The organism is Tessaracoccus terricola (genome assembly GCF_054776555.1).
In genome coordinates this window covers 436,662-454,492 of sequence record NZ_BAAHBS010000004.1, presented here as the reverse complement: position 1 = coordinate 454,492, position 17,831 = coordinate 436,662, and the positions used below count along the sequence as shown (strand labels likewise).

General features: G+C 70.4%; 14 protein-coding genes and 1 tRNA gene. 6 read left to right on the top strand and 9 right to left on the bottom strand.

The features are described from left to right. Positions 1-120: 120 nt before the first annotated feature. From ACYU7G_RS07855 to ACYU7G_RS07845, 3 genes are all read left to right on the top strand, one after another. Entirely contained in the window at positions 121-1,452 is a 1,332-nt protein-coding gene (locus ACYU7G_RS07855) for an ammonium transporter (protein ID WP_461106504.1), read from the top strand. Beyond that, positions 1,449-1,787, top strand: a complete 339-nt coding sequence (locus ACYU7G_RS07850; RefSeq protein ID WP_461106502.1) for a P-II family nitrogen regulator — start codon at positions 1,449-1,451, stop codon at positions 1,785-1,787. The genes ACYU7G_RS07855 and ACYU7G_RS07850 overlap by 4 nt, the downstream gene beginning before the upstream one ends. An 81-nt stretch (positions 1,788-1,868) precedes the next feature. Continuing rightward, positions 1,869-3,323, top strand: coding sequence for an NAD-dependent succinate-semialdehyde dehydrogenase (locus ACYU7G_RS07845; protein WP_461106500.1), 1,455 nt, complete (start codon positions 1,869-1,871; stop codon positions 3,321-3,323). A gap of 13 nt (positions 3,324-3,336) precedes the next feature. Here the strand turns inward: ACYU7G_RS07845 and ACYU7G_RS07840 are convergent, their stop codons facing one another. The 3 genes from ACYU7G_RS07840 to ACYU7G_RS07830 are packed head-to-tail and all read right to left on the bottom strand — an operon-like array spanning position 3,337 to position 7,786. Beyond that, a complete protein-coding gene (locus ACYU7G_RS07840; RefSeq protein WP_461106498.1) occupies positions 3,337-4,404 on the bottom strand; it encodes a glycoside hydrolase family 88 protein in 1,068 nt (355 codons plus the stop codon). Beyond that, the gene (locus tag ACYU7G_RS07835; protein WP_461106496.1) at positions 4,401-6,371 is read right to left on the bottom strand and encodes a hypothetical protein; all 1,971 of its coding nucleotides are present in this window, start codon (positions 6,369-6,371) and stop codon (positions 4,401-4,403) included. The genes ACYU7G_RS07840 and ACYU7G_RS07835 overlap by 4 nt, the downstream gene beginning before the upstream one ends. Continuing rightward, positions 6,368-7,786, bottom strand: coding sequence for an MFS transporter (locus tag ACYU7G_RS07830; protein WP_461106494.1), 1,419 nt, complete (start codon positions 7,784-7,786; stop codon positions 6,368-6,370). Before ACYU7G_RS07830 ends, ACYU7G_RS07835 begins: the two co-directional genes overlap by 4 nt. Before the next feature lie 286 nt (positions 7,787-8,072). On the opposite strand from ACYU7G_RS07830, the gene ACYU7G_RS07825 reads away from it, so the two are divergent. Both ACYU7G_RS07825 and ACYU7G_RS07820 read left to right on the top strand, forming a co-directional pair. Next, positions 8,073-9,005, top strand: coding sequence for a DUF559 domain-containing protein (locus tag ACYU7G_RS07825; protein WP_461106492.1), 933 nt, complete (start codon positions 8,073-8,075; stop codon positions 9,003-9,005). Between the two features lie 193 nt (positions 9,006-9,198). Beyond that, on the top strand, positions 9,199-10,287 hold the full coding sequence (locus tag ACYU7G_RS07820; RefSeq protein WP_461106490.1) for a winged helix DNA-binding domain-containing protein: 1,089 nt from the start codon (positions 9,199-9,201) through the stop codon (positions 10,285-10,287). Positions 10,288-10,295: 8 nt separating this feature from the next. Here the strand turns inward: ACYU7G_RS07820 and ACYU7G_RS07815 are convergent, their stop codons facing one another. From ACYU7G_RS07815 to ACYU7G_RS07805, 3 genes are all read right to left on the bottom strand, one after another. Continuing rightward, the gene (locus ACYU7G_RS07815) at positions 10,296-11,645 is read right to left on the bottom strand and encodes a flavin monoamine oxidase family protein (RefSeq protein WP_461106488.1); all 1,350 of its coding nucleotides are present in this window, start codon (positions 11,643-11,645) and stop codon (positions 10,296-10,298) included. Between the two features lie 210 nt (positions 11,646-11,855). After that, a tRNA-Thr gene (locus tag ACYU7G_RS07810) sits at positions 11,856-11,931 on the bottom strand. Between the two features lie 57 nt (positions 11,932-11,988). After that, positions 11,989-12,252, bottom strand: a complete 264-nt coding sequence (locus tag ACYU7G_RS07805; protein WP_461106486.1) for a hypothetical protein — start codon at positions 12,250-12,252, stop codon at positions 11,989-11,991. A 15-nt stretch (positions 12,253-12,267) separates the two neighbouring features. Here ACYU7G_RS07805 and ACYU7G_RS07800 point away from each other — a divergent pair, with 15 nt between their 5' ends. Further along, the gene (locus ACYU7G_RS07800; protein ID WP_461106484.1) at positions 12,268-13,197 is read left to right on the top strand and encodes an ROK family protein; all 930 of its coding nucleotides are present in this window, start codon (positions 12,268-12,270) and stop codon (positions 13,195-13,197) included. On the opposite strand, the gene ACYU7G_RS07795 is transcribed toward ACYU7G_RS07800, so the two are convergent. From ACYU7G_RS07795 to ACYU7G_RS07785, 3 genes are all read right to left on the bottom strand, one after another. Then, on the bottom strand, positions 13,152-14,807 hold the full coding sequence (locus ACYU7G_RS07795) for an alpha/beta fold hydrolase (RefSeq protein ID WP_461106482.1): 1,656 nt from the start codon (positions 14,805-14,807) through the stop codon (positions 13,152-13,154). The genes ACYU7G_RS07800 and ACYU7G_RS07795 overlap by 46 nt on opposite strands. Positions 14,808-14,946: 139 nt before the next feature. Continuing rightward, positions 14,947-16,557: a DoxX family protein gene (locus tag ACYU7G_RS07790; RefSeq protein ID WP_461106480.1), complete on the bottom strand. Its 1,611-nt coding sequence runs from the start codon at positions 16,555-16,557 to the stop codon at positions 14,947-14,949. Between the two features lie 114 nt (positions 16,558-16,671). Further along, entirely contained in the window at positions 16,672-17,823 is a 1,152-nt protein-coding gene (locus tag ACYU7G_RS07785; protein WP_461106478.1) for a DNA polymerase III subunit delta', read from the bottom strand. Positions 17,824-17,831 lie beyond the last annotated feature (8 nt).

Genomic DNA, 17,831 nt, shown 5'->3' with positions numbered 1-17,831 from the left:
GGGCCTGTGAGAACTCCGTAACCGATCAGTAACGCTGAGCAACTGAACAGCAACAGGCGCTGATCGGTTCGTTACGCGACGACGATCCTCCCGAAACGTCGTGTCGGTTGGATCATTGGCATGAACCTTCTGGAACTCTCCGCAGGCGACACAGCCTGGGTGCTCGCCAGCGCAGCGCTGGTGCTACTCATGACGCCCGCCCTTGCCTTCTTCTACGGTGGCATGGTGCGGGCCAAGAGCGTGCTGAACATGCTCATGATGTCCATCACCACGATGGCCGTCGTCGGTGTCCTCTGGATCCTCGTCGGATTCTCGATGGCCTTCGGCGACTCGATCGGCGGTGTCATCGGCAACCCGCTGACCTTCGCCGGCCTCGCGTCCCTGATGAGCCCCGACGCCCTCGTCGGCACCATCCCCACCATGGTCTTCGCCGGCTTCCAGTGCGCGTTCGCGATCATCGCGGTCGCCCTGGTCAGCGGCGCCGTGGCAGACCGCATGAAGTTCTCCGCCTGGATCGTCTTCGCCGCCGTCTGGGCGCTGCTGGTGTACTTCCCCGCCGCCCACTGGGTGTTCGCCTTCGACGACTCGGTCTCGGCCACCGGCGGGTTCATCGCGAACACCATCGGCGCCATCGACTTCGCCGGCGGCACCGCCATCCACATCAACGCCGGCGCGGCCGCCCTGGCCCTGTGCATCGTCCTCGGTCCCCGCCTCGGCTGGGGCAAGTCCCCGATGCGGCCCCACAACCTGACGCTCGTCATGCTGGGCGCGGGCCTGCTGTGGTTCGGCTGGTTCGGCTTCAACGGCGGCTCCGCACTGGCCGCCAACGGCACCGCCGGCGTGGCCTGGCTCAACACCGTCGCAGGTGCGGCCGCCGCCATGATCGGGTGGCTCGTCGTGGAGCGGTTGCGCGACGGCCACGCCACCAGCCTCGGCGCCGCCTCCGGCATCGTGGCGGGCCTGGTGGGCATCACCCCCGCCTGCGCCGCGGTCAGCCCGCTGGGTGCGCTGGCGATCGGCCTGCTGGCCGGCGTGGGCTGCGCCTTCCTGATCGGACTCAAGAACAAGCTGGGCTACGACGACTCGCTGGACGTCGTCGGCGTCCACCTCGGCGGCGGCCTGATCGGAACCCTGGCCATCGGCTTCCTCGCCGACCCGTCCTCCCCGACCGCCGCGGCGGGCATTCTCTACGGCGGCGGCTTCGCCGTGATGTGGGCCCAGATCCTCGGCGCCGGCGCGGTGCTGGTCTACAGCTTCGTGGTGACCTTCGTCATCGCCAAGGTGCTGGACTTGGTCATGGGCATCCGGGTCACCGAGACCGCCGAGACCGCAGGCATCGACCAGTCCGAGCACGCGGAGACCGGCTACGACCTCAGTCACGTCGCCTACTCGTCGCACTCGGTCAAGCAGACCATCGTCGTCCCCGTCCGTGAAGAGGAGAGTGTGGCATGAGGCTCGTCACAGCAATCGTCCAACCAGGAATGCTCAACGCGGTCCAGGTGGCCCTGGCCCAGCACGGGGTGGCGGGCATGACCGTCACCGAGTGCGCCGGCTACGCCCGCCAGCGCGGCCACCGCGAGGTCTACCGCGGCACCGAGTACATGATCGACTTCCTCACCAAGGCGAAGATCGAGGTGCTCGTGGGCGACGACGAGGCCGAGGGCGTGATCGACGTCATCCTCGCCTCCGCCCGCACCGGATCCGTCGGTGACGGCAAGGTCTGGTCCACCCCCGTCGACGAGGTGGTCCGGATCCGCACCGGCGAGACCGGGGCCGCCGCTGTCTGATCCGTCGGTTCCCCAGGCCGGGCCCCCACCTGCAACGTCGCAGGTGGGGGCCCGAACCGTCCACGGGAGTAACGTGGCAGCATGGATGACCGCAGCCTCCCAACGGACCTCCCCACCCGACTCTGGATCGGCGGCGCATGGCAGGACGGCGCCCGCCCGGCCACCCCGGTAACCGACCCGGCCACCGGCCGCGAACTCACTGCGGTGGCCAACGCCGACGTGGACCAGGGCCTCGCCGCCCTGACCGCCGCCGACGACGCCAGCGCCGGCTGGGCCGCCACCCCACCCCGCACCCGGGCCGAACTGCTGCGCGCCGCCTTCGAGGCCGTCGTCGCCCGTCGGGACGACTTCGCCCGCACCATGACGCTCGAGATGGGCAAGCCGATGGTCGAGTCCGACGGCGAGGTAACCTACGGCGCCGAGTTCCTGCGCTGGTTCTCCGAGGAGGCGGTGCGGATCGAGGGCCGCTACGGCACCCTCCCCGAGGGCACCCTGCGCGGGCTCGTCGTGAAGCGGCCCGTGGGCCCGAGCCTGCTGCTGACGCCGTGGAACTTCCCGCTGGCCATGGCCACCCGCAAGGTGGCGCCCGCGCTGGCGGCCGGCTGCACCGTCGTGCTGCGCCCCAGTTCCGTGACGCCGCTGACGACGCTGCTGTTCGCGCGGGTGCTGGCCGACGTCGGCTTCCCCGACGGCGTGGTCAACGTCATCACCTCCGCCGAGCACGACGTCACCGACGCCATCATCGCCGACCCCCGGTTGCGCAAGCTGTCCTTCACCGGCTCCACCGGCGTGGGACAGGCCCTCCTGAAGCAGGCGGCCGACGGGGTGCTGCGCACCTCCATGGAGCTCGGTGGCAACGCCCCGTTCCTGGTGTTCGAGGACGCGGACCTGGACGCCGCCGTCGCCGGCGCGAAGGCCGCCAAGCTGCGCAACATCGGTGAGGCCTGCACCGCCGCCAACCGGTTCATCGTGCACGAGTCGCTGGCCGAGGAGTTCGGCCGCAGACTCGCCGCCGAATTCGCGGGCCTCGAGGTGGGCGACGGCCTGGCCGAGAGCACCGACGTCGGCCCCCTGATCTCCGAGGAGGCCCGCGAGCAGGTGCACTCCATCGTCACCAACGCCGTCACCGACGGCGCCCGGCTGCTCACCGGCGGCGAGGTCCCCGACGGGCCCGGCTACCACTACCCGCCCACGGTGCTGGCCGGGGTGGCCCAGGACGCCGACATCCTCGGCGAGGAGATCTTCGGCCCCGTCGCGCCGGTCACCACCTTCCGCGACGAGGCCGAGGCGCTGCGGATCGCCAACGCCACCCGGATGGGGCTCGCCGGCTACGCGTTCACCCGCGACGTCGACCGGATCCAGCGGCTCGGCGCGCTGCTGGAGACCGGCATGATCGGCATCAACACCGGTGTGCTGTCCAACGCCGCCGCCCCCTTCGGCGGGGTGAAGCTGTCCGGCATCGGGCGCGAGGGCTCGCACGAGGGCATCGCCGAGTACCTGGAGACGGTCTACCTGGCGCTGCCCGACCCGTCCTGAGCGGCGCCGGCCCTCAGGGCGCGCGCTGCAGCAGGTCCTGGTTGATGGCGGCCAGCACGAACGCGGCCACGCCGTAGGGGTGGTTGGAGCCCTTGGGGGTGAGCAGGTAGCCCAGCCGGGGAGCGAACGGCAGCGGGATGGTGGGGCCGGAGATCTCGGGCAGCTCCACCCGGCCGCCGCGGCGTCGCACCGCGCACGTCACGGCGTCGAGGGCGCGCTGCGCCGGCTCGAGGTACTCCTCCCCCAGGTAGCCGCGCCGCACCCCGTGGAACCAGCCGGCCGCCACCAGCGCCGTCGCGGACAGCTCGCGGTAGCCGCTGCGGGACTTGAACCACCGTCGCCGGTCCTTCAGGACGGTCTGCCAGGTGCCGTCGGCGGACTGCAGCGGCAGCAGTGCGGCGCTGGTGCGTTCGAGGAGTTCGTGGATCGGGTCCCACTCGGGATGGGTGTCGTGGAGCTGGTCCAGGATCATCGGCAGCGCGGCAACCACCCAGCCGTTGCCGCGGCCCCAGAACACGTTGGGGAACGGCCCGAAGCGCACCCAGTAGGCGTGGTGCCAAAGCCCCGACTCCTCGTCGAACATCCGCCTGGCGTACTGGGCGGGCTGCCGGGCGGCGACGTCGAGGAGCTGCGGGTCACCCTCCACCCGCCCGTACATGGCCGGGAAGACCGAGAACATCATGAGTGAGTCCACCCACACCGAGCGCGGGTAGATCCAGTTCCACGGCGAGCGGCCCAGGTGGTTGACGGCGTCGTCGACGGCGCGGGGTGCGTGGCGGATGTAGTCCACGGCCCGCTCGGTCAGGGGCGCGAACCGGTCCATCCCCTTGCGCTGCAGCGTCCACGTGACCAGGGCGGGGGCCACGTGGTCCGAGTAGTTGATGGCCGGCGGGTGGGCCAGGTAGTGGTCCCCGTAGCGCTCCAGGCACGGCAGGTAGCGGTCCTCGCCCAGGTGGTGGTCCAGTTCCCCCAGCGCGAACCCGAGCAGGGCGGGCCCCCACATCCAGGGCAGGACCTTCCGGTCGCGGTGGACGGCGGCGATGTCGTCGCACAACTCGACGGCCACCTCGAGGGCGGTCAAGGAACAGCCTCCCGTGTCGCGTCGGCGGTGGTGCCGACGTCGCGGGTGCCGGCGGCCCAGTCCAGGTCCAGGGTGTGCCCGGCGTGGCTGACGTGGATCCGCGACGGGAAGCGCTCGGCGGTGACGAACGGGGTGTCGAGGCGGGGGTAGCGCGTGGCCAGGGGTTCGCCGTCGCGGTGCAGACCACCGACCCAGCGCAGTTCGTAGTGGGCGCCGTCGACGGTGGTGGCGATGCTGCCGTGGCGGGGTTTGCGACCGACGACGTGGGTGACGGGCGTGGTGCGGATTCGTTCGCAGAACTCGTCGAAGCCGCCCTCGTGGGCCGATCCCATCAGCACCACCCAGCCCGTGACGTCGCCGGGTTGCACCACCGACTGCGGCTCGGGCTCGGCTCCGAGCTGCAGCGGCCGGAGGGAGACCACCCCGATGAAGCCGTCGCCGCAGCGGGCGGTGAGCCAGTTGCCGCCGCCGCTGTGGAGGCCCATGCGGTGCTCGTCGAAGCGTTCGGTGGGCCAGAACAGGTGGGTGAAGCGGAGCCGTTCGCGTTCGAGAAAACCGCCGCGGTGGCGCAGGTCGTGGAGGGCGATGAGGAGGCCGCGGTCCTGGCCCACCTGCGGGTTGATGCCGTTGCCCACCCAGGAGGCGGGCGAGAAATTGCGGGCCGTCTCGTCGAACATCGGCGCGCCGGGGTGGAGCGCGAACACGGGCACGCCGCCGGGCAGCATGGCCTGCCAGATGTGCTGCTGGTCCCCGAAGCCGCCCGGCTGATGGGCCTGTGCGCTGGTCAGGAGGTGGTGCTCGGTGCGGAAGGTCTGGACGTCGGCGCGCTGGATGGCGACCCCCTGCGTGGCGGGGTTCAGCAGGCGCACGAGCCCCGGCAGCAGCGCGCGCGGGACCTTGCGGAACGCGCCGAGGGGCTCGAGGAAGCGGTTGGTGTGCAGCTTCCAGCGCTCCACCATGTCCACGGTGATGCCGATCGACGGTGGCGTCGTGAAGGCCTCCATCAGCCAGAAGAACAAGCCGGTGGTCTCCACGTCGTCGGCGGCGCCCACCTCCCCCACCACCTCGTCGGCATCCAGCCCGAAGGACTCCCGGATGAGCACCTCGCCCGGTTCGTCGGCGATCCGGCGCAGCACCTCCGGGGTCTCGTAGCCGCTGACGACGAAGAAGCCGCCCGCCTTGTCGAGCGTGGGGCGGAAGTCGCGGCCGAAGGCGTGGTCCAGGATGTCGTTCACGTCGGCGCGGCGGGGGTCCTTCTTCTGGGCCTCGTAGGCGCGGCCGGCGGACGAGACGAACCAGCGCTCGAAGCGGTGCAGGGCCATGTCCAGCAGCAGCAGGTCCAGCATCGTCGTCGCCCGGCGCACCATGTCGTCGTCGCCGGAGAGGTCCACCAGCAGCGCCAGCGGGGCCACGTCCTCCTCGTAGTAGGTGTTGGAGTTCCACTCCGTGAAGCCGTAGCGGAAGCGGTGGTCGAACCAGGTCTCGAGGCGACGGCGCCCGCGCGCCTCCCGTTCACGGCCGGTGAGGCGCACCCCGCCCGGGCCGGGGTTGGTGAATTCCTCGTCGGGGTACAGCCGGCCGGCCAGGTACTCGCAGGCGGCGAAGATCGCCTGGTGGTTCTCGGACCAGAAGCACATCGAGTCGTTGCCCTGCTCGTCCATCCAGTAGCGGAACCCGAGCAGGGAGGCGCGGACGCGGCGGCGCAGGTCGTCGGAGACGTGGCGGTTGTCCGAGTAGGCGATCCGCAGCAGGGTGAGGACGCGGAAGTCGGCGCAGTCGAAGCGGGTGTCTACGAACTCGCAGATGGTGTGGACGGGTCGCTCGTCGATGGGTTCCCCGGCGACGAGCCTGTCCAGGTCCCGGATGCCGGAGGGCGACATCTTCACGGCCATCCCCGGATCGTCGGGTTGCGGCGGCGTGGTCTCGCGGCCCAGCGAGCGCAGCCACAGCGCCAGTGAAGTCATCATGAGACCTCCTCCCTGGCCCCGACTGTTCCACGTCGACGGGCCAGTTCGGCCTGGTTCGCCAGTGCCACCTTCCGGGTGAGCGGGTAGCGGCGCGCCACGAGCCAGCCCGTGGCCAACAGTCCCGCGATCCCCACGAGCATGAACACCCGGATCCCGATGATCGCCGTGTCCGGCTGGACCGGCACCTCGTTGCCCACGGGCGCCAGGTAGCCGCTGAACTGCAGCACCAGACCCAGCACCTGGATCACGATGGCCGAGGCGATGCCCCGGGTGAAGGTCATCAGGCCCGAGTAGGAGCCGGCGTTGCGCTGCCCCGTGGCGAGTTCGGCGTCGTCGAGCACGTCGGGGAACATCACCCAGCACATCAGCTGGGCACCGGCCATGCCCGTGGCCAGGAGGAACGCGAACCCGTAGACCAGCGGCACCGGCCAGTCGGAGGGGAAGAACGCGACGGCCACCACGCCCACGAGTGCGAGCGGGATCAGGCGCGTGTAGATGCGGTGCTTGGAGACCCGGCCCACCAGCCAGGTCACGATCGGGTAGGCGATCACGTTGACCGCGATGAAGATGCCGAGGAAGACCTGCGAGTTGGAGCCCACCACCACGTAGAGGGCGTAGTAGAGGACGGTGGCGGAGATGATGTCGAAGGCCAGCGCCTGGCTCAGGTACATGCCGAGCAGCTTGCGGAACGAGCCCGTCCTCAGCGGCGCCACGAACGTCGAGACCTCGAAGCGTTCCGTGCGCGGTGGGATCGGTGCCCGCTCCCGGGTGAACAGCGCCACCCCCAGCATGACCAGCATGAACACAGTGCCGAAGCCGAACACGATCCACAGGTACATCGGCCACAGGCCGATCTGTCCGCTGCGGTACTGGCCGAACAGCCACGCGCCGAGGAGGGTCACCGAGGCCGAGGCCACCGTCGAGAACAACAGCCGGGTGGTGTTGACCTTGTTGCGCTCGTCGTAGTCCGTGGTGATCTCCGTGGACATAGACGCGTACGGGACCGCCATCACAGTCTGCACCGTGTTGTAGCCGATGTAGGACAGCATCGCCCAGAACATCTTGCCCACCTGGGAGTCCAGCACCGGGAACGGCAGCCACAACAGCGCCATGATGGGGATCAGCAGCACCGCACCGCCCAGGATGAACGGGCGCCGTCGCCCCATCCGGGTACGGACCCTGTCCGAGATGGCCCCCATCAGCGGGTCGTTGACCGCGTCCCACAGCTTGGCCACCAGCACCGCCGTGCCGGCCAGCCCGGGTGCGAGCTTGATGACGTCGGTGAGGAAGATCAGGTACAGCACCGCGATCAGTGAGGAGGCGCCACCTGCGAAGACGTCACCCGCCGCGAAGGTGAGGCGTTCCCGCACGGTGATCTCCCCCGGTGTGCGCCGTGCGGCGGTGTTCTGGGTCACGGGGCCAGTCTGGCAGACCCCGACCCCCGTTTGGCGCAGTGTCACCAGTAGTCACGCGCTGAGTCGGGGCCGGACCCGGTTTCCACTGTCGGCCGGACCCCACCAGTGACCCCAGCGCGACACTGTTGCGAAGGGCGCCGTCGTCGACGCCTTGCGCAACACTGTTGCGCTGGCGTCAGGCCGATCACCCCAAGCCTGTCGCAATGGGCATGCCAGTCAACACCCAACGTGACAGGGTGCCTGTGGACAAAGAAACTTCGTGCTCACAAAAACCCAGAGTGTGGGTATGAAGCACAAACTTGCAGTCCCCGACGGCCTCCAGGACCTGATCTCGGCCCAGTCCGGGATGTTCAGTCACCAACAAGCCATGGACAACGGCGCCACCCGGGCGGCCATGCGTCGGTGGGCGCGCGAGGGCCGCTGGCACTCGAAGGGCCGAAACCTGTGGTCCCTGTCCAAGGATCCCGATTTCAAGGCTCTCGCTTGGGGCGGGGTACTCCTGGGCGGCGACGGGGCGGCCATCGGCGGCAAGGCCGCCGCCAGCCTGTGGGGGTTCGCGCCCGAGCCTGCACAGATCGACGTCTGGACGGTTGGCCGGGCACGCCAGCGAGAGGGCGGACGCTGGCGATTCCGTCACGGTAGGCGACCGAGGACTCACGAGCCGCCACGCACCACCTTGGAGCAGACAGTGCTGGACCTGTGCGCGGAGGCGCGCGACGCCGACGAGGTGGTCGGTTGGATCACCAAGGCGTTGTCGAAGACCAAGCTGACCCGCTCGTCGCTGCTGGGCCACACCCGCAACTCCCGGACCCAACCCCACCGGGCGCTGATCCTGGACATCCTCAGCGAAGGAGAAGCTGGGATCGAGAGTCCACTGGAGCGACGCTACCTGCACGACGTGGAGATCGCCCACGGCCTGCCGGTGGGAACCCGACAGGTGCGAGCATCGTCGCGCCGCCGGACCGACGTCGGCTACATGGAGTTCCACCTCTTGGTGGAGCTCGACGGCGAGACCCACCACAGGGGGTTGGCCGCCCAGCAGGACATGGACCGCGACAACGAGCACCGTCTGCTTGGACTGATCACACTGCGGTTCGGCTGGTCAGCGGTGGCGGGCAATCCCTGCAAGGTCGCCAGGCAGGTGGCGACGGTGCTCCGGCAACACGGCTGGAAGGGCCAGCTCGCCAACTGCCCCCGGTGTCGGGGCCGCCGCTCGTGACCCCAGCGCGACACTGTTGCTATGAGGGCGGTACTCGACCCGGATCGCAACACTGTTGCAATCGGGACAAACGCCGCTGAGGCGAGTGTGCAGCGCTGGGCGCCGTCGACGACGCCTTGCGCAACAGTGTCGCGCTGGGACCCGGAAGCAGTTGCGACCGGGGGTGTACCCCTCCTCTGGTTAGGTGTTCGGTATGACTGACAAGCTGCTCGGCCGCGCCCGCCTCGTCGCGCAGGGTCTGGTGACCCGCCCGTACGACGATCCGTTGGCCGTGGTGAGCGCCCACGGGGCGATGCAGGGCCAGGATCTGCCGGGGGTGATCGCGTCGGCGGCGCTGCGGACGCCGTCGAACTCGGCGGAGGCCGTCACCGACGCCATGGACGACGGCCGGATCGTGCGTGGCTACCCGATGCGCGGCACCGTCTTCCTGCTCCCGGCCGCCGACGCCGCATGGATGGGCCAGCTGTGCGCGAAGCCGGCGCTCAAGGCGGCCCGCAGCCGGCAGGACCAGCTGGGACTCGACGACGCCCGCGTGGCCCGGGCGCGCCAGGTGGCGTTCGAGGCGCTTTCCAAGGCGCCGAAGGGCCTGTCACGGGCAGACCTGTTCGCACTCTGGGAGGCCGACGGCCAACCCACCAAGGGCGGCCCCGGCTACCACCTGCTGGGCCGGATGATCTCGGAGACGTTCCTGTTCTACGGCCCCTGGAACGGCAAGGACCAGAACGTGGTGCTCGCCGACGGGTGGGTGCCGCAGGACTCCGGTCTGGAGGCCCGCTTCAACGGTGACCGGGTCGCCGCCGCCGCGGAGTTCCTCCGGCGCTACCTGAACAGTCACGGCCCGGCCACCATCCGCGACTTCGTCTGGTGGACCAAGCTCACGCTGCGGGATGCCCGTGCGGCGTTGGACCTGGTGGTGGACGAGTTCGACGTGGGCAACGAGGCCGAACCCACCTACTGGCGCCCCGGATTGCGCGACGAGGTGGCCGAACTGGGCGACGCCGTCGCCTCGCCCGTGCTGTTGCCGGGGTTCGACGAGTTCATCCTGGGTTACCAGGACCGGCTGTTCGCCATGAGCGCCGAGGAGCACCAGCGGCTGGTGCCGGGCAACAACGGGGTGTTCGGCCGCAGCATCGTCGTCGACGGTGCGGTGGTGGGGCTCTGGAAGCGGGGCGGGCGGCCGTCGAAGCGGCAGCTAGAGGTGGCGGAGTTCTCCCCCATCCCCGACGACGTGCGCACCCGGCTGGGGCGCCTGTTCGAGGACTTCCCCTTCGTCAGCCCCTGAACCGTGGCTCAGGCGAGGTGGAGCGCCACGACCGCCGCGGCGTCGAGGCCGGAACGAACCGCGCCCTCCATGTAGCCGTTGAAGCGTCCGGAGTACTCGGCGCCGGCCCAGTGCAGGACCCCCTCGGACTCGGACAGGGCGGGCCCGTTGGCGGTCCACACGCCGGGCGCGAAGTGCGCCCCGTGGCAGCCCCCGGTGTAGGGCTCGGCGGACCAGTCCCGCTCGACGTACTCGACTGGGTTGGCGCCGACCTCGCCGAAGGTCCGCACCACGGAGTCCACGAACGCGCGCTTGCGCAGAGTGACGGACCGCTTGGACAGCGAGTCGGCGTCGGCGCCCTCGAAGAAGCCCATCAACAGGCCGCGCTTGTCCTCACCGGTGGTGGTGTCGAAGGTGACGCGAACGGGGCCGTCGTCGGCGCTGGACTGGCCGGACAGGCCGCCCTCGCGCCAGAACGGATGGTCGTAGACGAGGTAGGCCTTGATGACGTTTCCACTCGTCACCTTCTCCGCGGTCTCGGCGCGCCACGGCGCCAACGGCGGCTCGTGCTCGAGCTTCACGGCGAGCTTGGGTGGCAGGGTGGAGATGATGTGGCGGGCCTCGACGCGCTCGCCGTCGGCCAGCACCAGCGTGCCCGAGTCAGCGCCGTGCTCCACCTTGACCACGGGGCTTCCGAGCCGGATGCGATCCTCGAGGTCCGCGGCCATGGCCGCCACGAGGGCGAAGACGCCGCCCTCGACGCGGAGCTGGTTCAGGCCGCCGTTGGAGGCGAGCATGCCCTCCAGGTCCGGGCCGGAGTTGACCTCCATCAGCCCCTCCTGGAGGGTGGTGCCCTCCTCGAGGGGCCCGAAGGCCGTCTGGTAGACCTTCTTGAAACGCTTCTGGGCGCCGACGGTGCGCAGGTTGGTCTTCACCCAGCGGGTGAGGTCCTGGGCGAGCCAGACGTGGTTGGCCTTCGCCCACGCCTCGTCGTCGCGGAGCCGCTGGCCCAGGCGACGCAGCCTGACCAGCCCGCTGCCGAGGTCGGCGACCTCGAAAGGTGTGAGTTCGGAGGATTCCTCGGTGGACGGCAGTGCCTTGGCCTTGCCGCGCAGCCGGACCATGAGGTGGCCGGTGGAGGGGTTGCCGATGGTCTCGAGGCCGTAGTGGCTGACCAGCTCGGCGATGGTGTCATGGCCGCTTCCGATCCACTGCCCGCCCAGCTCGACGTATTGGCCGTCGGCAAGGATTCCGTTCTCGACCCGACCGCCCACGCGGTCACGGGCCTCGATGACGACGACGTCCAGGCCACGCCGGACCAGATCCCGGGCTGCGCTCAGCCCAGCGAGACCGGCCCCGATGATGGCGCAGTCGAACATGTCCCCTCCTCGTGTAGAGCACCGGCGCGACGTCCGCACCGACCCAACCAGAGTACAAGGCGGGCTCCGGCTGTCTGGACCCGCCCCACCGTTGCGACACGGACGTCCCATATTACGCAGTCAGAAGCCCCGGATGCACTCGGCCGCGGGCGCCGAGGAGCGCCGGAAAGCGGAGAACCCCGGTCCGTGTGGACCGGGGTTCCCCATGTCTGGAGCCGCCCAGGAGAATCGAACTCCTGACCTACGCTTTACGAGAGCGTCGCTCTGCCTACTGAGCTAGGGCGGCAGCAAGCAGAAACTATAGCGGCGCGGGGCGCAGGAGCGAAACTGCGACGCCACCTCCTCAGGCTCGGAAGCGGACGATGTTGTTGAACACCCACTCCCCCCGCGCCAGGGAGAAGCTCCACGTGCCGTCGTCGGCCTGGGTGGCCTTCACCACGTCCGCGCGGGCCCAGGAGCGGCACCCGTTGCCGCCGGTGGTGGCGGTGTCGCACTCGGTGCGCCACTGGCGTCCGTCCGAGGCCACCCATTCCCCGTCATTGGCCAGCGGGTTGTCCTGCCAGGCGGCTCTGGTCATGTGCGGGAGGTAGGTGAGGTTGTTGAACACCCAACCCCTCGTGGAGTGGAACCGCCCGTCCCGGTGGACGGTGGTTGCGGCCCAGATCTCGGCGGGCCGCCGGCAGCACGGGTGCGGGAACGGCTCGACCTCGTGGCCGAGGTTGTCTCCTCGGCCATCCGGGACGCCGGCGCATCGGAGGTCTGGCTCACCATGCTCGCCGTCGGCGGCCGACTGGACCGGGCGGGCCGGGTGCTGCGTTCCGTGGCCGTGCCCGAGTGGGAGGGTCGGCACCCCGCAGAACTGCTCGCCGACGTCCTACCCGGCAGGGCGCTGGTGGTGAACGACGTTCGGGCGGCCCTGTGGGCGGAGCACACCGTCGGGGCGACCCGCGGGCATGACGACGCACTGCTGGTTCACCTTGGTCGCCGCCCCACTCTGGGCCTGCTCATCGGGGGCGCACCCCGGCATGGCGCGCACGGGATGGCGGGAGACATGTCGATGAGTTCCCTGCTGCCCACCGAGGACCGGACGGCCTGGCTCGCGCCCTTCACCTCCGGCAACGACCCACTCGGGGACGGCGTCCGGGCAGCCCTGTCGGGCGACGTCGCCGCCCTGGCAGGGGCTGTCGCCTACGTGGAATCCATCACGCCCGCCCTGACGTTCGCCATCTCCGTGATGGATCCGGCCGTGGTGGCCATCGGTGGGGCACTGGTCCCGCTGGCCGATCACTTCCTGCCGCACCTGACGCGTGAACTCGGCGAGCAGCTGCACGTGGCCCCGCTGGTGGTGGCGTCGTCCTTGGACGAGTTCGCGACGGCGCTGGGAGCCGGACTGTTCGGGTTGCGCCACCTCACCGACACACTCTCTTCACCCACGGCGGGAGTGGCCCCGTTCACGCGCGAGGAGCTGGAACGAAGACTGGCCCAGGCTCAACCCTCAGAGGTGGATCAGCTGCAGGTGACGCCATCGTCGGGGACGGTGCCGTCCTCGTAGAACTTGGTCAGGACGTCCTGCAGGCACTCGTTGTCGCCGGTGGCGGAGCCGTGGCCGGCGCCGTCCATCGTGACCAGGACGCCGGAGGTGAGCTGTTCGGCCATGGAAACGGCGTGCTCGTAGGGGGTGGCGGAGTCGCCGGTGGTGCCGATGACCAGCAGCGGTGCAGCACCCTCGCCGGTGAGCTTCAGCAGCGGTGCGGAGTCGGCCGTCCAGGTCTCGCAGACGAGGTCCATGCCGGAGTTCGGGGCCAGTGTTGGAGCGAGTGGCTTGACCTCCTCGAACCACTCGTGGGCCGCCTCGATCCCCTCGTCGGGCCAGTCGCCGCAGCGCATGGCGGGGAACGCTCCGATGGCCGGGTCGCCGCGCATGTTGAGGCTGTCGGCGGCCTTGAGGAGTTCCTCGGCGCGGCCCTCCATCGCTTCCATGACGACGTAGGTGAGCGCCTCGTAGGCCTCCTCGTCGGAGTACAGGAACAGCATCACGCCGACGGTGCCGAGGGTCTGGGTGAGCTCGCGGTCCCCCACGGGCACCGGGTTGGCGTCGAGGCCGGCGAGCCAGTCGCCGATGCTGCCCATCACCTCTTCTTGGGAGGAGCCGAAGGTGCAGCGGTCCTCGCCCGCGCACCAGTCGGCGTAGTTGCGCAGGGCCAGTTCGAAGCCCTCGATCTGGTTGGGCGCGCTCTCGTCGTCGGTGATGTTGACGGCCGAGTCCAGCACCATCCGGCCGGTGCGCTCGGGGAAGAGCTCTGCGTACATGGCACCCAGGTAGGTGCCGTAGGACACTCCGAGGTAGTTCAGCTTCGCGGCGCCGACGAGGTGGCGCAGCAGGTCCATGTCGCGGACCACCTCGATGGTGGTGAGGTGGTCCAGCAGGTCACCGGAGGCGTCGCGGCAGCCTTGCGCGAACTCGCTCCAGCCGTCTTCGAGGGCCTGCTTCTCGGCCTCGTCGTCGGGTGAGCCGTCGAGCGCGTATGCCTGGTCGATCTCCTCGGTGGTGCCGCACTGCACCGCGGTGGACTCGCCGGTGCCGCGCGGGTCCCAGGCGATCTTGTCGTAGCTGGGCCAACGGTCGCCGACGCTGTCCACCATGTACTGGCCGCCGACGCCGGGGCCGCCCGGGTTGAGGAACATCGGGTCCTGCGTGGGGTTCTCGACGGGCGACTTGCGCACCTTCAGTTGGATGGCCGCGGCACCCGGGTCCTCCCAGTCGAGCGGGGTGAGGACGGTGGCGCAGAGGTCGCCCTCCTTGCAGGGCTGCCAGTCGACGGTCTGGGTCCAGTAGCCGGTCAGGTCGCTGCTGGGCGCGTCCTGGAATTCGACGGCGGGATCCTCGGTGGGCTCGTAGTCGAGCTGGCGGTCCGGGTTGGTCTCCTCCTCGATGTCCCACGTCTCGTGCTCGGCGACGGGGACGGCTGGGACGCCGGGCTGGAGATCGCCCTCGCCCACGGGTTCACCGGTCTGGGTGGTGGGTTCCTGCGGCTCGACGGGCTGGTCCGCGGGGGCGCCGCCGCCGAAGAGTCCGCCGATGAAGAACGACGCGACCAGACCGATGGCGAGCACCACACACAGCACCTGTGCCCCGTTGACCCAGTTGCGTCGTTTCTTCATTGCTCTCCCATGAAAGGCGTCACGTCGATCCCAATTCTGCCCGACGACTCAACCACCCCCGCCCTGAGCGCCCCCGACGACGACGGAACCCGCCCGTCGTGCGTGACGACGGGCGGGTTCGCAGTTGCGGCAGGGCCGGTCAGCTCTTCTCGGCCTTGGCGGCGGCGCGGGCGCGGCGGAAGGCACCGTCGACGCCCCACAGCCCACCACCGACACCGATCAGCACGAAGCCGACGGCGGCCAGCAGCAGCGTCTTGTCACCGAGGAAGCCCTCGCGGCCGTCGACGAACGGGCTGAAGGCGCCCCAGCGGATGAACACCAGCGAGCCGATGCTGAGCAGCAGCAGGACCACGCCCACCACGCGCTGGATCAGTCCGATCACCAGCAGCAGCGCCAGTGCGCCGAGGGTGAAGCCGACGATCCATGTCACGAGCCGCGGCTCGGGGATGGCGGTCTGGGACAGGAACTCGGTGGTGCGGTCCACCCCGGTGAGCACCTGGTAGCCGGTGACGCCCAGGATGGCGGCCGTGACCAGGCGCAGCACGAACAGGCCGAGGCTGCCGAAGAAGCGGTCGGTGGAGACCTTGTAGGCGGTGGCCGGGTCCCGGACCTCGTTCTCCGACGACGTCGCCACCACCCCGAGGCGCTCGTCGCGGGCGCGCCGCTCGGCGTCCAACTGGGCCTGGAGCTCGCGCTCGCGGGCCTCCGCCTCGTCGGCCTCCCGGGCGCGGGCCGCGAGGGCCTCCCGGTCGTCGATGACGGCGGTCTCGCCGGTTCGGTAGAGGTCGTCGGGAATGGGCGAGGCCCCTGCCACCGACGCCGCCCCGGCAGCGCCGACGGCCACGGGCACCACGCGGGTGGCGTCCGGGTCCTCGTCGGCCGCTTCGGCGTCCTCGTCGGTGGTGTCGACGGCGGGGGTCACGCGGGTGGCGTCGGGGTCGTAGTCGTCCCCGGGCTCGTCCACGACCTCCTCCTCCACGACGTCGGTCTCCTCCACGAGGGTCTCGCCCTCGGGATCCGTGTCGGCCACCGGCGCGGCCTCCTCGGAAACGGTGAGTTCCTCCTCCACGACGACGTCCTCGGCGACGGGTTCGTCGGTCACGGCGGACTCGTCCTCGGCGACGGGCTCGTCGGACACGAGGGGCTCGTCGTAGGGATCGGCATCGGCGGCGACGGGTGCGTCGTCGCCGGGCTCGTCGTAGTCGTCGATGGCCGGCTCGTCCAGGGTCTCCTCCTCGAAGGACTCGGCGGGGGCCTCGTCCTCGGGGCGCTCGAACCCGGGGACCCCCACCGGTGCGGGGATGCCCGTCTCGGGCGCCACCTCTTCGGCGGGCTCATGGAGGGTCGGTTCCTCGGGTGCGGAGTCCTCGACGGGCTGGTCGGCTGCAACCGGGTCCACGGTCGAGTCCTCTGCGGCGTCCTCGGGCAGGACCGGCTGGTCCTCGAGCGGCGCGCCGAACTCGGCGGCGTCGTCGGAGGTCTCGTCCGTGGCCTCGTCCGAAGCCGCGGCCTGCGTCGCCTCATCGGCGACAGGCTGCTCGTCGGCCACCTCGTCGGCGGACCGGGCGGCCACCGGGGGCTGCGCGACGGGGCGCGGCCGCTCGACCGGCACGGACTGCTCGCTGGAGTAGTCGTCCCACTCGACGGGGCTCACAGTGGTCCCGTACTCGCTCTGCTCATCGTTCCATTCGGCATCGACGTCGCGGGGCGTTCCCTGACGCACCCAATCGGGTTCTTGTGGTGTGGACATGGTGGTTCCTTCTCCGGGTGAGTTGGAATCATCCTCCCACCCAAGCCCGCCGGAGGTGCGGTGCCACACGCCGTCGGCGGGTCACTCGTGCGCCGCGGCGCCCCACGAACGGCCTCAGACGGTGGTGCGGCCGGCCTCGGCGAGGCTGACCATCAGGGCCTCCATGGCCAGCAGGGGTGCGACGTTGGTCTCCAGCGCGGTGCGCGCCTCGAGGATGGCGTCCAGCGCGTGGATGGTCTGCTCCCCCGTCGAGCGGCGCGCGATGGGGCTGATCTGGTCCGCGAGGTCAGAGTTGATCAGCTCCACCCCGGGGGCGGTCTGGACAGCCAGCACGTCGCGGTAGAAGCCGGTCAGCTCCGTGAGGACGTTGTCCAGGGCGTCGCGCTGCATCCGCTTGGCGCGCATCTTCTGCTGGTCCTCGAGCTCCTTGACGGCGGCCTGCGCGGAACGGGGCTTGGCGCCCCGGCCACCCATGCCGAGTGCGGCCTGCAGGTCCGTCATCTCCTTGGCATCGACGTCGGCGGTGGCCTGGGCGGCCTCGTCGGCGCTTGCTGCCACCAGGTTCTCCGCCGCGGTGAGGCAGTCGGTGACGCTGTGCAGGCGCCCGGGGAGGGTGAGGATCTCGTTGCGGCGGATCCTGGCCGACTCCGAGCGGGCCAGCATCCGGGCCCGGCCGACGTGGCCCTGGGCGGCGCGGGCGCAGTGGGCGGCCAGCGCGGGCGAGATGCCGTCGCGGCGCACCAAGAGGTCCGCGACGGCGTCGATGCCGGGGGTGACCAGCTGCAGTTGGCGGCAGCGGGAGCGAATGGTGACGATGACGTCGTCGGCGCTGGGCGCGCACAGCAGCCAGACCGTCTTGGGCGCGGGTTCCTCGAGGGCCTTGAGGAGGGCGTCGGCGCCGCGTTCGGTGACACGGTCCGCGTCCTCGACGATCACCACCTGCCAGCGCCGGTTCACGGGGGAGACGTTGGCTCGGCCCACCAGCTGGCGGACCTCCTCCACCCCGATGGAGAGCTGTTCGGTGCGCAGCAGCGTGACGTCCGGGTGGGCACCGGACAGCGAGGTGCGGCAGTCGTTGCACTCCCCGCAGCCGCCGCGCTCACACTGCAGCGCCGCCGCGAACGCCTTCGCCGCGTTGGAGCGGCCGGACCCGGGGGGCCCGACGAACAGCCAGGCGTGCGTCATGGAGTGGCGGCCGCCGGAGACGGCACGCTGCAGCACCTCGACGGCCTTGAGCTGGCCGATCAGCTCATCCCAAACAGTCACGGAACCAT

Coding starts and splice junctions, on each gene's coding strand:
- ACYU7G_RS07855 (WP_461106504.1), top strand. CDS start 121: ATGAACCTTCTGGAACTCTCCGCAGGCGACACAGCCTGGGTGCTCGCC.
- ACYU7G_RS07850 (WP_461106502.1), top strand. CDS start 1,449: ATGAGGCTCGTCACAGCAATCGTCCAACCAGGAATGCTCAACGCGGTC.
- ACYU7G_RS07845 (WP_461106500.1), top strand. CDS start 1,869: ATGGATGACCGCAGCCTCCCAACGGACCTCCCCACCCGACTCTGGATC.
- ACYU7G_RS07835 (WP_461106496.1), bottom strand. CDS start 6,371: ATGATGACTTCACTGGCGCTGTGGCTGCGCTCGCTGGGCCGCGAGACC.
- ACYU7G_RS07825 (WP_461106492.1), top strand. CDS start 8,073: ATGAAGCACAAACTTGCAGTCCCCGACGGCCTCCAGGACCTGATCTCG.
- ACYU7G_RS07820 (WP_461106490.1), top strand. CDS start 9,199: ATGACTGACAAGCTGCTCGGCCGCGCCCGCCTCGTCGCGCAGGGTCTG.
- ACYU7G_RS07815 (WP_461106488.1), bottom strand. CDS start 11,645: ATGTTCGACTGCGCCATCATCGGGGCCGGTCTCGCTGGGCTGAGCGCA.
- ACYU7G_RS07795 (WP_461106482.1), bottom strand. CDS start 14,807: ATGAAGAAACGACGCAACTGGGTCAACGGGGCACAGGTGCTGTGTGTG.
- ACYU7G_RS07790 (WP_461106480.1), bottom strand. CDS start 16,557: ATGTCCACACCACAAGAACCCGATTGGGTGCGTCAGGGAACGCCCCGC.